This window comes from Endozoicomonas acroporae, assembly GCF_002864045.1.
GTDB lineage: Bacteria > Pseudomonadota > Gammaproteobacteria > Pseudomonadales > Endozoicomonadaceae > Endozoicomonas > Endozoicomonas acroporae.
Genome location: NZ_PJPV01000212.1, coordinates 17926 through 32755 on the forward strand (window position 1 = coordinate 17926; position 14830 = coordinate 32755).

8 protein-coding genes and 1 pseudogene are annotated in these 14830 nt (G+C 50.7%); 6 read left to right on the top strand and 3 right to left on the bottom strand.

Features of this window, described 5'->3' with window-relative positions; all coding sequences use genetic code 11:
• Nucleotides 1-32: 32 nt before the first annotated feature.
• Both CX664_RS24115 and sstT read left to right on the top strand, forming a co-directional pair.
• Entirely contained in the window at nucleotides 33-1355 is a 1323-nt protein-coding gene (locus tag CX664_RS24115) for a protein kinase family protein (protein WP_101749165.1), read from the top strand.
• Between the two features lie 800 nt (nucleotides 1356-2155).
• Nucleotides 2156-3406, top strand: a complete 1251-nt coding sequence (gene sstT / locus CX664_RS24120) for a serine/threonine transporter SstT (protein ID WP_101749166.1) — start codon at nucleotides 2156-2158, stop codon at nucleotides 3404-3406.
• A 229-nt stretch (nucleotides 3407-3635) separates the two neighbouring features.
• Here the strand turns inward: sstT and CX664_RS24130 are convergent, their stop codons facing one another.
• Nucleotides 3636-8204 carry a hypothetical protein gene (locus CX664_RS24130; protein WP_101749168.1) on the bottom strand — a complete coding sequence of 1523 codons (4569 nt, stop codon included), beginning with the start codon at nucleotides 8202-8204 and terminating at the stop codon, nucleotides 3636-3638.
• Nucleotides 8205-8494: 290 nt separating this feature from the next.
• Between CX664_RS24130 and CX664_RS24135 the strand changes: the two genes are divergently transcribed.
• The gene (locus tag CX664_RS24135) at nucleotides 8495-9517 is read left to right on the top strand and encodes a quinone-dependent dihydroorotate dehydrogenase (RefSeq protein WP_101749169.1); all 1023 of its coding nucleotides are present in this window, start codon (nucleotides 8495-8497) and stop codon (nucleotides 9515-9517) included.
• 68 nt (nucleotides 9518-9585) lie between these two features.
• Here the strand turns inward: CX664_RS24135 and rmf are convergent, their stop codons facing one another.
• Nucleotides 9586-9816 carry a ribosome modulation factor gene (gene rmf / locus CX664_RS24140; RefSeq protein WP_101749173.1) on the bottom strand — a complete coding sequence of 77 codons (231 nt, stop codon included), beginning with the start codon at nucleotides 9814-9816 and terminating at the stop codon, nucleotides 9586-9588.
• Between the two features lie 257 nt (nucleotides 9817-10073).
• On the opposite strand from rmf, the gene rlmKL reads away from it, so the two are divergent.
• The gene (gene rlmKL, locus CX664_RS24150; protein WP_101749171.1) at nucleotides 10074-12242 is read left to right on the top strand and encodes a bifunctional 23S rRNA (guanine(2069)-N(7))-methyltransferase RlmK/23S rRNA (guanine(2445)-N(2))-methyltransferase RlmL; all 2169 of its coding nucleotides are present in this window, start codon (nucleotides 10074-10076) and stop codon (nucleotides 12240-12242) included.
• A 114-nt stretch (nucleotides 12243-12356) separates the two neighbouring features.
• On the top strand, nucleotides 12357-12980 hold the full coding sequence (locus tag CX664_RS24155; RefSeq protein WP_219622291.1) for a phosphoadenosine phosphosulfate reductase domain-containing protein: 624 nt from the start codon (nucleotides 12357-12359) through the stop codon (nucleotides 12978-12980).
• Nucleotides 12981-13225: 245 nt separating this feature from the next.
• Here CX664_RS24155 and CX664_RS24160 read toward each other — a convergent pair whose 3' ends face one another.
• On the bottom strand, nucleotides 13226-13534 hold the full coding sequence (locus CX664_RS24160) for a BolA family protein (protein ID WP_420810395.1): 309 nt from the start codon (nucleotides 13532-13534) through the stop codon (nucleotides 13226-13228).
• Nucleotides 13535-13784: 250 nt separating this feature from the next.
• Between CX664_RS24160 and CX664_RS24165 the strand changes: the two are divergent.
• Nucleotides 13785-14830, top strand: a pseudogene (locus CX664_RS24165) (hypothetical protein); the annotation flags it as partial.

Genomic DNA, 14830 nt, shown 5'->3' on the forward strand with positions numbered 1-14830 from the left:
TGACAATTAAAATGCCATACAGGAGTTCATTGATGTCCCTGCCAGTTGTTGAGAATGCTTCTGCGCTGCAATTTCCTGCGGTCGTGTTGGATGAAAAGGGTGAGGTTGGCAGTGCATTCAAATATCGTATTGTCCACCGTGTCGATAATTTGATTATCAAACTGCTTGAACAGAGACCCGGGTGGAAAACCTACGAGGTTTTCAGGAAAGCGAGCAGGAATGATATGGATTCCGACGAGCGCTGGCAGGTTACGCTGCTGAACTCCCTGAATATCAGTAGCTTTGACAGAGCCATCACCATTGAGCCACAACGATATTCCTGGTTTGCCCGGGCTGGGCAGGTTTCGGTCAAGGGGGCGGATGGCGAAGGCCAGCCAGTGGGGACGTTAATGTTGCTCAATGACCAGAACGTTAAACTGCTTAATGAAGCTGGCAAGCCCCATCAGCGGAGCCCTTCTTTTCCTTCTGTCCCGGCAGCACCGGATGCAGAAAGGCTGGATGAGTCAATCCATCAATTGCTGGAGATGGTCTCCACCACCGCCCGGCAGCATCATATTTATCAATGGGGAATAAAGGGGTTGCCCAGGCTGGCTGATGCCGGAATTGGTTCCTCTGTGACCGGGCAATGGCCACTGCTGGAAAGTCTGGCAGAGCCCTACATTGAGCAATGTTTGTCGAAAGGCGCTGTTCTCGGTGATGTTATCCATGGTCTGAGCCAGGTAGTGGATACCCTGGCAAGCCTGCACGAACGGGGAGTGGCCCACGGTGATATCCGTCTGGAGAGACTTCGGGAGGTGTCAGGCTGGCTGGGCCCGGGCCTGCCGGAGCGTTTCAGTAGGGTGGATGTGGCGCCGGGGCCGGACACGCTGGGCAGCAAACGGTTCATTTTTTACAACAATGCCTGGCAACCGCCAGAGCTGCGCTTTCCCGGCGTTTTTGACAACCCTGAACAACCGTTTGCTCCCTGGCAATATACTTCCGCTACCCGGGAGGGGGATATCTGGTCTTTTGGTGTAATGCTGGCGGTTATTGTTCATGCCACTGTTGGCGAAGGGGAGTGGTTTAAAGCGGATGAAGGTTTGCAGTTATCGCTATTTGACTATATGAAAACCTGTAGATTGTACGATTGTGCAAAACTGGGGCAGGCTGCGGACCTGACCAAGGGCTTCCTGGCCAATAAAAAGAGCCTGTTGGCATTGAATATGCCGTCCGTTCCGATGCGTATTTCGTTGGCTGAAGACGATCAGAATATGCTGGCACCACTGATTTGTCTGATAGATCAGTGCACCCGGGCAGACCCGCAAAAGCGCCCGACGGCAGAGAATGTCAAAGAGCAGCTGAGTCAGTTGGTTTAAGCCGTGGGACTTGAGTAAGGCTTGTTGTTTTTCAGAGGGATTTTATTGACGGGGGATTACAGGAACAGCGCACTCTCAATATCTGCCGCGAAATAGCAGAGTCAGGAGCTCCGCTGGTGGTATCACCACGACGTTTCTTATGTCCCAGACGACTTTCGGTTTCTCTTCCAGTTTGGTTTTTCCGTGACAGTCCTTGACGGGTTGCAGCTCAAAGATGGTTTTCGGGACTAAAATCTGTTTCATTTCAATGCTCCGGTGTCTGTTTCGGTAGGCAACAGGATAGACGCGATTGACCTGACACTCCCCGCCCTGGTGGGCGAGGGTTCTTGATCGCTCAAGGACGTTTCTGTTTCACGGTCCGTAGCTCAGGGAACAGGCTTGGTTATCGCATAAAAGTTCCACAGTGGGAGCTTTTACGATGGCGAATCTACGGGGGCGCCTAGCCCCATGCTCCCCAAGTCTCACACGAACTCCGCAGACTTAACATCCCGTCTGCCCGACGGTAGGTCTACAAGAGACTGGTGAAAGGTAGCAAGGAATGAACAAACCCTCAAGCGGAAGGCTCCACGCCTTCCTGTCTTATATCACCGCCTGCGCGGCCCGGCCCGATTGGGCGATGCTTTACGATGGGTTTGGTAATAGATGAAAAAAATTAAATCTGAAGTTTATCCTCAGTACTGTGATACTATTTTTACGTAATTCCCGCAGGCCGGTAATACTCTCATGCGCGGGAATTTCGTGAGGCAGATGTTATAAATTGTTGACTGATAAAAACTTGAACGTAGTACAGCGGGTAAATCATGAGTCAAGCGCAATCATTATATGACCGAATGGCTAACACCAGCCTGGTTCTCAGGATTATTATCGGTATTGCCCTGGGTGCTGGTCTGGCGGTTGTTTCGCCGGAAACTGCGGTGGCCATCGCTTTTCTGGGCTCCCTGTTTGTCGGGGCCTTGAAAGCGGTAGCCCCTGTGCTGGTATTTGTACTGGTGGCTTCTTCCATTGCCAACCAGAAACAGGGGCAGCACACGAACATGCGGCCGATTGTTTTCCTCTATATTCTTGGCACACTGGCGGCTTCTTTTGTCGCAGTATCCATGAGTTTTCTTTTCCCGGTGACCTTGACGCTGGTGACCAACAGCGGTGCAGCCCTGCCTCCGGAAGGTATTATGGAAGTTCTCCATACACTGTTGTTCCAGATCGTGCAGAACCCTGTTGAGGCTCTGCTGACAGGCAACTTCATTGGTATTCTTGCCTGGGCCATCGGTTTGGGCCTGGCATTGCGTCATGGCAGTGAGTCTACGCGGTTTATGGTGCATGACCTGTCCATGGCGGTTTCTGCCATTGTACGCTTTGTCATCCAGTTGGCTCCCATCGGTATTTTCGGGTTGGTTGCCAATACCATTGCCCAGACCGGTTTTGGGGTGCTGGCCGGTTACAGCAAGTTATTGGCGGTTCTGATCAGCAGCATGTTGATGATCGGGTTTATCGTTAACCCGTTGATCGTTTACCTGAAGATTCGTCAGAATCCTTTCCCCCTGGTGCTGCGTTGTATCCGGGAAAGTGGTGTGACGGCCTTCTTTACCCGCAGCTCGGCAGCCAATATTCCGGTGAATATGCAGCTGTGTAAAAGCCTGGATCTCCACGAAGATACCTACTCAGTGTCCATTCCCCTGGGGGCTACCATCAATATGGCAGGTGCCGCCATTACCATCACCGTAATGACGCTGGCAGCGGTTCATACACTGGGTATTTCTATTGACCTGCCAACCGCTTTGATGCTCAGCGTCGTGGCTGCTGTTTCTGCCTGTGGCGCTTCCGGTGTGGCCGGTGGTTCCTTATTGCTGATCCCGCTGGCCTGTAGCCTGTTTGGTATCTCTAATGATATTGCCATGCAGGTTGTTGCTGTCGGTTTTATTATTGGCGTGATTCAGGATTCTCTGGAAACGGCGTTGAACAGTTCTACCGATGTCGTCTTTACTGCGGCAGCATGCATAGCGGCTGAACGCAAGGCGGCTGCCCGGGCAGAGCCTCCGTCTGTGAGCGTTTAGGAACTGTCCTGAAATAACTTCCACATCCGATGTTGTCCAGTAAAGAAAAAACCTTGCCACGGAGTCACGGAGGCACGGAGAAAAGAAAAATCTTTTCCTCTGTGACTCCGTGCCTCCGTGGCGAAAAAGAGGAAGTTATTCAGGGACAATTCCTTAATCATCGCAACATAGTCAACCATATTGCCCGATACAAAGAGCGGCCTGTTTGAATCAGCGGGTATCGGACAGCTTATGAGGTCAGGAGGTCTTTGCCTGCTTCCAGGGCTTTATAAGTGCATCCTGCAGGCGGTGAGTCGCTGGTTCGAGTCGATGGCAGTGTATAGTCTATTGACCAGGGCAGGCTGGCTTTTTCAAGTTCTCTGATTTGCAGCTCAAGGTGAGTTTTGAATAGTGGGTCTTGGCTCAAGTCGGGGATGCTGCTGGCTGAATAGTTTGTTTCACCTTTAAGGCAGTCATGTAACGCCCGCCGGGTGACCATTTTCATTCTTGCTTCCCGGATCTGTTCCTCCTTTTTCAGTTGCTGTTGTTCACACTTTTGCCGGGACTTTGCCATTATGACTGTTGCTGTCAGCTGATCTGGCAAGTGCGCCATGGTTGTTTCGCTGCTGTGAAGCAGCGTCTGATGAAATGGTTGATCATCAGCCTTGTCTGCCCCCAGTGATAAAGACTGAAGTTGTCGCATATGCAGCAGTTTAAACAGGTACTCTCCTTTGTGAAGATCAATGTGATAGTTTTCAACGGTATCCATAATCGCCTTGATGTTTTCTCCGGGGCAGTCAGTCCCGCAGGAATGCTCTAAGAATGCATTGATTTCCTGTTCAAGGTTTATTAGCTGGTAGGGAAACAGTGCAGCATCCAGTGGTGGGAAATAGAGACTGGCTAACTGTTGGTTGAAATCAGCAAGGTGATCCGGATTGGCTGATATGTCATCCGGGTTCCTGAGCGCATTTTCCACCAGTGCTTTTGCCCGGACAAAATGGAGGATGTGTTGTGCGTCTCTCTCAACATCGGACTGACACTTTTCCCGAACCGTAGACTTGATACGTTGCAGCATCTCTTCTTTATAATGCAGCTGGTGCCAATACTTGCTTAATTCTCTGAGAAGCTGGTTTTGTTGCCAGTCCTGCCATCCACTCAGTGCCTGTTCTCTGACATCTGACATCTTTGTCAGGGTATCTTTACTGATCTGGTGGGCTTGCTGTCTTGCCTTAATGGCCCTTGGGCTGTCTTTGGCAAAGGTACGTTTCATCTGTTCTGAAATGGTTTCGGATAGTGATGTCCAGACTTCATCCAACCCATTATAGCGTCGGGCGACAAAGCAGCTGCTGCCAAAAAAGGTAATGATCCCGATACAGGCTGTTGTTAGCCAGGGGCTACTCAACAGAAGAACAATGTTAAAGACATTAACCAACAAAATGGCGGCAGTGGTAACCACTGACGACACGCCGAGAATGCCTGCCACCTTTTTCCGCTCTGCTGCTAACTCACTGCGTGCTGCAATACTGGCTGGGTTGGCTTTGGCGTTGTTGATTTTCTCCTGGTATTTATCAAAGCGCATAACCAGTGGATCCAGAACAAAACCCAAAGCACTACCAACGACACTGGTGCGTCGGCCAATATGATGGACAAGTTTGACGGTTGTCTCCGGAGCCATGGCGGCGAGGCAGTCAGAGGTCAGCCCCAGGGTCAGGCTGGGCATTAAATCCCGGGCACAGCGCAGGTTATTCAACAAGCGGAAAATCGCCGGCTTCATCTGGCTGAGACAGTGTCTGGCAAGATAGGCGGATAATACATTCTGTGCGACTTTTTTAGCCTTCGTGATCAGGTTATCCAGACTATTGCTTAAAAATATTTCGATCACTGGCAGTCCGGTATGAAAGGCAGTAATCATGTCCCGGAGCAGTTGGAACCGTTTGATCACCGTAGCCACTTGCGGATTTTCCAGCGGGTCAACATCCAGTGGCTGTGGTTTGTCACCACAAAACAGTGAAGCCAGGGCATGACCGCGCATACAGATCTCAATGCTTTCAAGCAGGCCTGTTACCGATGTGTCTTGCCCAAGCAGGCTTTTCAGCTGAGGCATCAGGAGTGCAAAATCACCCCACATTACCCGAAAAAACTTTGGGTTTTGTTGGGCTACTTTCAGTATTGTACCCAGAGTGTCGGTTATTAATGAGTGGATTGGATTGTCGGCAGAGAACAGCGACGATATCAGTCCTTTGCCTTCTTTATAAAGAAAGCCCAGTGCATTGGGCAGCCCTGATGCATTTAATCCCTCCATCAGTTCGCCGGCTTTCTGGCAGATGGTCCTGCTGGCTTGCGACCCCCAGTTAAATACATCGCCAAAGAGCGTTTTAAACTCCTGATAAGGATCATAATTCAGTAATTTTAAATAGCGCTTGCGATACAGCTCGGCAATGCTGTCTTCAATGCTTTCTTCTTCCTTGCGGATAAAATTCAGGTAGCTGAGATAGTATGCATAGGAGTCAGGGTTCAGTGGCCGCAGGCCCATGCTTTTTCTGGATCTTGCCAATTGCCAGAGTACATCAATATTCTGCTCGAAATGTTCACAGGGCAGTAAGCCGTCAGGCACATCCTGGTCGATCAGGTGAATCAGAAGCTGCTGTTGAGCATAGGTCATATCGTAGTAGCACTGCATCCAGTGCAGACAACTGTCGTAGTTGTCATCCTGTTCAGAGCGGTTCATTGCATCAATGAATTGTAATGTGGCCAGGTAAAAAGACTGCTCGGGAGTATTGCTGTTTTGTGACAGTACGGAGCGTATACGATCAGCAGCGGGGGGCTTGAGAAAAAACCAGTGTGGAAACAGGCCCGGTTGGTTTGTAGGTGATTGAGTGGTCAGAAAATGATGAATTAACCGGGCAGAAACCTGTTGTTCTGTATCGGCAAGGCGGCCTTGGTTTTTTTCGGGGGGCGGCTGGTTTTTTGCCGGGTTCAGTAATCGAAGATTAAGGATATGTTGTCGTTGATCCATCAAGCCTGGCAGACTGGCTTCAGTTGTAGGTGATTTAAGCTCATGCTCAAGGCGTTTGGCATGGAGCCAGCCGATCTCGTTGTCCAGTTGCGGCGCTATTTCTGGCATAAGATCCTGCCTGGTCAGTCGGCTGAATAAAGCCTGAACACTCTCTGCTGTGCACCCTTGCTGATCAGTCGCCAGGGCAAGTTTAGCCGCCTTTATATGCCTTATGCCGCGATACCGTTTTACGTTCAGGCAAACCAGATAAGTCAACACTTTTAGTATGGTTTCAGGTTGTTCCCGGATGTAGTGATTAACTGTTCTCCTTTTGCCGGTGTCTGTTCCGGAAACGGGTACTTTGACTGGTGGGAGCTGTATAAGCTCGTTAAGAACGGTTTGAGCGGATTTTTCCAGATGATAGTTTGCCAGACTCCACATAGCCCCCCTTAAGATGATTTCACGCTCTTTGCACTGGTAGCCCAGCGGTCTCAGCCAGGTAGTGGGCTTAAGGGGTTTTGGGGCCTTAAGTTGATTACCCTCGACGTTGTCAATGGCGGTGGCTAACTGCTTTGACGACAGCCGTCCTTTTTGTACCAGGAAGTCGGCATCCATTTTTGATTCCAGGCAGTACACATTGTATTGACGCTCAAATTTTCTCAGATTCTTCAACATTGCGAGTTGAAACCTGACATTGTGCCGATCACGTTCAAGGTCGTTGAGGTTTTCTCTCAGGGTTGCCAGGTTGGTTGCCAGGGTGTCCCTGAATCCAGTACGGTTTTGCATCCGGGATTTCCGGAGTTGTTCGAAGGTATCTATTGAGGTGCTGCCCAGCTTCGCAAGCCGACTTTTGAGAATCTCAAGGGCGGTTTCAGGGAATAAAATAAGCAGGGCCTGTAAGATGCCGTGTGGATAGAGAGCAATCATCAGTTCAGGCTGGTCATCTTCCCCATCAATGGCAATGTTGCTGGGATTGCCGTATGTGTGTGGTGAGAGTTTTACGACGGGCAGTGACTGTTGGTAGATTTCCTGAAGTTCTGCTGATCTGTGATGTGTCCTATGGACGACGCTATCTTTTCTCTGAGAAACGTCTGCCGTTTTACTGTCGCTTTCTTCCGACTCATAAGTTGTGCTGGAACACTCTTTTTCGGGTTGAACACTTTTGGATTGCGCTTTGCTGACGGGTTGCCCCCTGCTATTCAGATCACTGTCGATGGCATCGACATCTATGGGCAACTCAATGTCTTGATCCTCCTCATATTCTTCACTGAAGCATGGCATATCAAGATTGATATGATCCAGGGCCTCTGAAGGTGTCGGCAGGACGGCATTGGCCAGTTTTTTTATGCCTGACAGAATATACTGCGCCGTAGAATGCCAGTAAGAGCTTTCTGCTTCTATTGGTGTTTTGACGTTGTCTTGTTCACCGACAGCCGGGTCAGCTTGTGCAGTTGGTGCATCCGTCGTGTTTTCTTTGGCTGGCCTGTTCCGGGGTCTGATGGTTTCAGCCTCAGACTCGCAGCTATTCAGTGTGCAGGTGCTGTCGCCAGAGCGGGTGTCACTATCTGTTGTTGCCGGTTTTCCTGACTCCTTCCTGTTTAACGACGGTGTTTCTCTGTCTGAAGACTCCAGGCTGTTCCGGGATGAGTCGGAGCAATAGCTGATCTTATCGAGCTGAACCGGTCGTGTTTGACGGTGGTGAATAGGGGTGTTGTTGAAGTCCGGACATTCACTGATATCTGCTGTTTTAAGAAGCTGCCGGGGGGAGTCTGTATTAGCGAGAGTGTTTAGGGGGAAATACGACGATGCAATTACCGACTGCATTATTATTTAGCCCTGAACGTTGAAAAACTTTAACCAACTGTTCAGACCCGATGGGGAGATGATGGTTTCATCTGCTTATTGTAAATGTTTTGGCAGTTTTTCCTTTGTTATTGGGATTTTATTGAGTGCTTAGCTGTTTTATGTGGAGATAATCCTTGGCCCCCGGTTTTATCGGCTCTAGTTTTTTTGTCGCACGATGAACTCTTATAAGGTGCCTCCTGAAGACAAAAGGGATTAGAGATCGTATAATCCTCCGAATTTTGTCTGGCGCATACTGATCGATAACTCCTATGTATAAATTGACACGAAGTGCCCTGTTCTGCCTTTCTGCCGAAACTGCCCATGATTTTGCCATGGAAATGATCAGTGCGGGGGGGCGTCTTGGTCTTACCCGGTTGATGGCACCTGCTGTCCCTGTCAAACCAAGGGAGGTGATGGGATTGACCTTTAACAATCCGGTTGGGTTGGCAGCGGGGCTGGATAAAAATGGTGAGTGTATCGATGGTCTGGGCAGTCTGGGCTTTGGCTTTCTTGAGCTGGGAACCGTGACGCCGGTGGGGCAGCCTGGCAACCCCAAACCAAGAATGTTCCGTATCCCTGAGAGAGAAGCGTTGATCAACCGTATGGGGTTTAATAATCTGGGTGTGGATCAACTGGTCGCGAATGTTCAAAAGAGCCAGTACCAAGGCATTATCGGTATTAATATTGGCAAGAACCTGACCACGGCTGTTGAAGATGCCAACCAGGATTATCTCACCTGTTTGCGTAAGGTATATCCCTACGCCGGTTATGTTGCCGTTAACCTCTCTTCCCCGAATACTCCCGGGTTAAGAAAACTGCAATATGGTGATGCCTTGAAAAGCCTGCTGTCAGTGTTGAAGGAAGAACAGGCGTCACTGGCTAAAGCCCATGGTCGCCAGGTTCCTCTGGCCATCAAAATTGCCCCGGATATGACCGACGATGAAATAGCCTCGGTTGCTGCCGAGTTGGTGTCGTATGAGCTGGATGGCGTAATTGCCACCAATACGACACTGGATCGAGATAAGGTCAGCGGCTTTGCTATAGCCGAGGAAGCGGGAGGACTCAGTGGCGCGCCGTTGAGTGATAAGTCCACGGGAGTGATTCGACTGCTTGCCAGCGAGCTTTCCGGTAAGCTGCCGATTATCGGTGTTGGTGGTGTTATGGATGCTCAGACGGCGGCTGATAAGATCCGGGCGGGGGCCAGCCTGGTGCAGATATATTCGGGCTTTATTTATAAGGGGCCGGAGTTGATCCAAGAGGCTGCGGAAGCCGTCTATTCTGTTGATGCATGAGAAAGCGCGTTGATCTATAGAAGCAGGTGATATCAAAAAGCCCCGGACGGGGCTTGTTGACAGCGCAATCAGAGCTGGTTGGCTGAATAGGAGCGAGAGAAGTTATACATTCGGTGTAATCCCGAGATTCCTGTCATTCCTTCCCAGTTAGCAACTCGACCCTCACGCCAGCCACTTAACCACGACTGGCGCAAATCTGCCTCCTGATGGGGGCAGATATCCCTGGAACGGCCAGACAGGCCCACTTGGTATCCTTTATTAAAGGCTCTATCTGATTTATCCCTTTTGAGTCTTTTCAACATGGTAATGCCTCTTGCTGATATGGTTTTTGACGGCCTCCCTGGCACCTCGGGTTTGGTTCAGAATGACCGGACAGCCGCAAGTGCTAACTGTCCCCCAAAATACAGTGCGGGCAAAGTGTCGACTGAAGAAGGTATTCACCCAAGGAAAGTCAACATTCTAAGTTTTATCCAAATCTGAAGCTTTTGTTGAGAAAACATTGAGAATTTTTAGTTAATAAGAGCTGTTTTTTAGCTTTTTTCAGGAATATGACGTTATGAGTACAACGATGTTGACTCTGTTTGCCAGTTGTCCCAAGGGGGTAGAATCCCTGCTGGCAGAAGAGCTGAAGGAACTGGGAGCCAGTGAAGTGGCAGAGACCGTTGCCGGAGTCAGTTTTGCCGGTCACCTTGAGTTGGCCTACAGGGCTTGCCTGTGGTCTCGTCTGGCCAGTCGGATTCTGCTGCGCATCGGCGAAGTGGATGCTTCTGACAAGCATGCGCTGTATCAGGGCGTGCAGTCGTTTGACTGGGATGAGCATCTGGATCAGGGCTCCAGCTTTCGGATTGATTTCAATGGTTCGACACCGGATATTACCCATACCCGCTTTGGCTCTCAGTTGGTCAAGGATGCCATTGTTGATCAGCTGCGTGATCGTTATGGCTGGCGGCCATCTGTGGATAACAGCAAGCCGGATCTGCGGGTCAATGTGCATGCCAGAAGCGGCAGGGCATTTGTTGCCATTGACCTGTCCGGCCAGAGCCTGCATGAGCGCGGTTACCGCCTGGAAGCCGGTGAAGCACCCCTGAAAGAAAACCTGGCGGCAGCGATTTTGTATCGTGCCCGCTGGCCTGAACTGGCGAAGCAGGGCAGCACACTGCTGGACCCTATGTGTGGTTCAGGCACCTTTCTGATTGAAGGTGCCATGATGGCGGCAGATATCGCGCCCGGAATGCTCAGGGCCCGTTTTGGCTTTGATAAGTGGATGGGGCATATTCCCAAAATCTGGTTGGCAGTGCTTGAGGAAGCCCGTGCCCGTCGCACGGCTGGCCTGGCTGCGATCAAGACGACCATCGTCGGTTATGAAGGTCTGCCAAAAATTGTCGGGAGAGCCAGGGCCAATATCCAGCGTGCCGGGCTGGGTAAGCTGATTACCGTCAAACAACAGGAGCTGGCCAGTCTGAAGGTTGACCCGGACATGCCAGCCGGACTGGTGATTGCTAACCCACCCTATGGTGAGCGTATGGGCGATGAGGCCAGTCTCGTTTATCTCTACAAACACCTTGGTGAAAAAATCAAACAGCAGACACCGGGTTGGCAGGCGGCGATCTTTACCTCTTCACAGGCGCTGGTCAGAAGCCTGGGCATGGGGCCGAAGAAAAGCTACACCCTGTTTAATGGTGCGCTCTCCTGCAAGCTGTTTCTCTATGATGTTCGTGAACGACAGGCTGACCAGCCTGCTTCCGGGCAGAGCCGTGCGGACAGTGCGGCTAATACCTTCAAGGCCAGCACCGCCGGTGGTGAAATGTTTGCCAACCGCTTGAAGAAGAATCTGAAGCAGTTGGGTAAGTGGGCCAGGAAAGAGAATGTCGACTGCTATCGTCTATATGATGCGGATATGCCGGAGTATGCCGTTGCCGTGGATCTCTACAGGGATTGGGTTCACGTGCAGGAATACGCGGCACCGAAAAGCATTGACGAGACTAAGGCCCATCAGCGTCTGCTGGAAGCACTGGAAGTGATTCCCGGTGTATTGGGTATTCCGGATAGTCATGTGGTCTTCAAGCGTCGTGAACGTCAGTCTGGCAAGCGGCAGTACGCAAAGCTTGAGCAGTCCGGTGATATACTTGAGGTGAAAGAAGGTGATTGTCGTTTACTGGTGAACCTGAGGGACTATCTGGATACCGGACTGTTTCTGGATCACCGGAAAATGCGCCTGCGTATTGCCCGGGAGGCCGCAGGTAAAGATTTCCTGAACCTGTTCTGCTACACCGGAACGGCAACGGTTCATGCCGCCGTGGCCGGTGCGGCCAGTACCACCAGTGTCGATCTGTCGAATACCTACCTTGGCTGGGCCAGAAAGAATCTGGCGCTCAATGGCCTGGTGGACCGCAAACACCGGTTGGAGCAGGCGGACTGCCTGCAGTGGCTGAAACAGGATACACGGAACTATGATCTGATCTTTATGGATCCCCCTACCTTCTCAAACTCCAAGCGGCTGCGCGGGGTATTTGATGTGCAGGAAGCCCATGTTGAGTTGATCGAGCGGGCAATGGTCAGGCTGAAACCGGGTGGGGTGCTCTATTTCTCCAACAACTTCCGACGTTTCCAGCTGGCCAAAGAACTGGAGCAGAAGTTCAGTGTTGAGGAGATCACTGCTACTACCATTGATCGGGATTTCCAGCGGAGACCGGGTATTCATCGTTGCTGGTGTATTCAGCGCTGAGTACTGAAGATGGCATTTAATTCAGTAATATTTATAGTCCATATTAATCTTTGTGGTTATAAAGCCTCACTCTTATAGTGCATGCTGTTAAGTTATGGATTGATGGGGAAAATAATGAATCTGGAGATGATCAATCAGGATCTGTCGACTCTGAGCCCGCAGGCTATTATTCAGTGGGCCGTCCAGCGTGCTGAAAAACCGGTGCTGACCACCAACTTCGGGCCCCATGAAGCGGCCATTATCCATATGGCCACCCGGGTCAAGCCGGATATCCCGGTGGTCTGGATCGATTCGGGCTACGCTACTGACGCGACTTACCGCTTTGCTGACCAGCTGATTCGCCGTTTGCAGCTCAATATCCGGGTCTTTCACCCACAATACAGTCGTGGTTTTCGTGATGCCATTTACGGTGGTGTACCGGAGGTTGACACCCCGGAACATGATGAGTTTACCCGGCAGGTAAAACTGGAGCCTTTTGCCCGTGCCATGGACGCATCAGCACCGGATTACTGGCTGACCGCCATCCGTAAGGATCAGACTGAATTCCGGCAGAACCTTGATGTGGTCAGTCTGACCAACAATGGCTATTACCGGGTGGCACCGCTCCTTAACTGGACGGAACTCGATGTTGAGGAGTACCTGGTCACCCACGATCTGCCCATCGAAGAAGATTACTACGACCCGACAAAAGTATACGGACACCGGGAGTGTGGTTTGCATACTTCTGTGGCGGGTTAGGAACTGGCATTCGACATTTCTGGTAAGGAATAGTCCTTGAATAATTTACACATTTCGGAGCCTCCGAACTCCGTTCGTCCTGAGCCTGTCGAAGGGCGTTAACTCCGAGGCATGATAGATTGTGCCAGGCACCCTTCGACTCCGCTCAGGATGAACGGAGAGTGAGTTCTAAATGTCGGAATTATTTAAGGACAATTACTAAGCGCTTCCCGTTACCCGCCACCCGAAAGAGACAGGCCGCTTATTTACTTTTTACTGCCGCCCCGGCAATCCGGTGATGTCGGGGCGGTCTGGTTTCTTGTCTGCCACTCAACGGGTGTGTATGTGTGTAGCGCCAGCGCATGAATCTGCTCTCGCAGTTCGTCAGCCAGCAGTCCGTAGATCATCTGGTGCCGTTTGACCGGCATTTTACCTTCAAATGCTTCACTGACAATCACTACCTTAAAGTGTGACTCTGAGCCCGGTGGCGTGTTGTGCAGATGGCTCTCATTGGTTACATCGATTAAGTCATTCTGTAAGGACTCATTCAGCTTATCGATGATATTTTCTTTCATTCCCATACATCACCTCTTCAGTCCCGGCCCGAACGACAAGGAGTTTGTCTTACCTGGCAATCTCTTTCTGGCACATTATAAGTAGCTAACCCTGTGAAATCATATATTTCTAACGCCTTGCACTGGTTTATGGATGATTTTTTTTCATGGTCTATGCTCATACCACCTTATTGCAGAAGCCCTCCGCTCAGTTGTTTTCAGGCTATACGGCGAAGTTCTCCTTTTACATGATATTAAAGGTGCAGGTCTTATGGGAAATCCGGATAAAGGTTTTGCTGGCAGAACAGTACAGTCAGCCATAATCGCTCTGTCTGCTGCAGTGATTATTGCCGCCTCCTCAACCATCGCCCATGCGCAAAAGGCAGAAGCCTCCGATAAGGACAGCGACGATGGTGTGCCTCTCTATACGGTGCTGGCCGATGGGGAGTCCGGTGGTAAGCTCCAACAAGAAAGAAGGGCGAATATCAATCCACAAAACCTCAGTGTATCCAGGGATTTTAAATTCTATAACCAGGTTGCCGCCCTTGACCTTACCGACCCGGTGCAGGCAGAAACCTTTCTGAAGTTTATGGATATCCGGTTGGCAGAAAAGAAACTGAATGAAGAGGTGGTACTGGTCGGTAACAATGAGTCCGAAACCAAGGGACAGGAAGTGGTGGTGCCGGTTGAGCAGACAGTAGTCACAGCAGAGCAGCAAAGAGCCTTAAAACCTGAGGTGGAGAATGAGACAGGTGTTGTACGTCAAATGCCTGTCAATACTGCCATTACCAGAGATTCAAAAGCCCGGGAGGCAAAAGTTGTCAGGCCTGCAAAACTCGATAAGGGGAGGGAGCAGCAGGGGCCGCGTTCAGGGAGTGTACAGAAGGACAATAGCAAGGTCAGTGACGCAAAGTCAGCAGTAGTTAAAGAAAAGGACCAGGCAAGATTGGCCCGGGTAAATGAGGCCCGTCAGGCAAGGGAGCAGGCCAGAAAGAAAGCTGAAGAGCAGAGGCTGGCACGGGAAACGAAAGAGAAAGCCAAAGCGGAAGAGTTAAGGTTGGCTGAGGAACAGCGCAGGGCTAAGAGAAAAGCCAAAGCCGAAGAGTTGAGACTGGCTAAAGAAAAGCGAAAAGCAGAGGAAAAGGCCAAAGCCGAAGCGTTGAGAGCGGCTGAAGAAAAGCGGAAAGCGGAGGAAAAGGCCAAAGCCGAAGCGTTGAGAGTGGCTGAAGAAAAACGGAAAGTAGAGGAAGAGAAAGCCAAGGCTGAAGCGTTGAGAGCGGCTGAAGAAAAACGCAAGGTAGAGGAAGAAAAAGCTAA

Coding starts and splice junctions, on each gene's coding strand:
- CX664_RS24115 (WP_101749165.1), top strand. CDS start 33: ATGTCCCTGCCAGTTGTTGAGAATGCTTCTGCGCTGCAATTTCCTGCG.
- sstT (WP_101749166.1), top strand. CDS start 2,156: ATGAGTCAAGCGCAATCATTATATGACCGAATGGCTAACACCAGCCTG.
- CX664_RS24130 (WP_101749168.1), bottom strand. CDS start 8,204: ATGCAGTCGGTAATTGCATCGTCGTATTTCCCCCTAAACACTCTCGCT.
- CX664_RS24135 (WP_101749169.1), top strand. CDS start 8,495: ATGTATAAATTGACACGAAGTGCCCTGTTCTGCCTTTCTGCCGAAACT.
- rlmKL (WP_101749171.1), top strand. CDS start 10,074: ATGAGTACAACGATGTTGACTCTGTTTGCCAGTTGTCCCAAGGGGGTA.
- CX664_RS24155 (WP_219622291.1), top strand. CDS start 12,357: ATGAATCTGGAGATGATCAATCAGGATCTGTCGACTCTGAGCCCGCAG.
- CX664_RS24160 (WP_420810395.1), bottom strand. CDS start 13,534: ATGAAAGAAAATATCATCGATAAGCTGAATGAGTCCTTACAGAATGAC.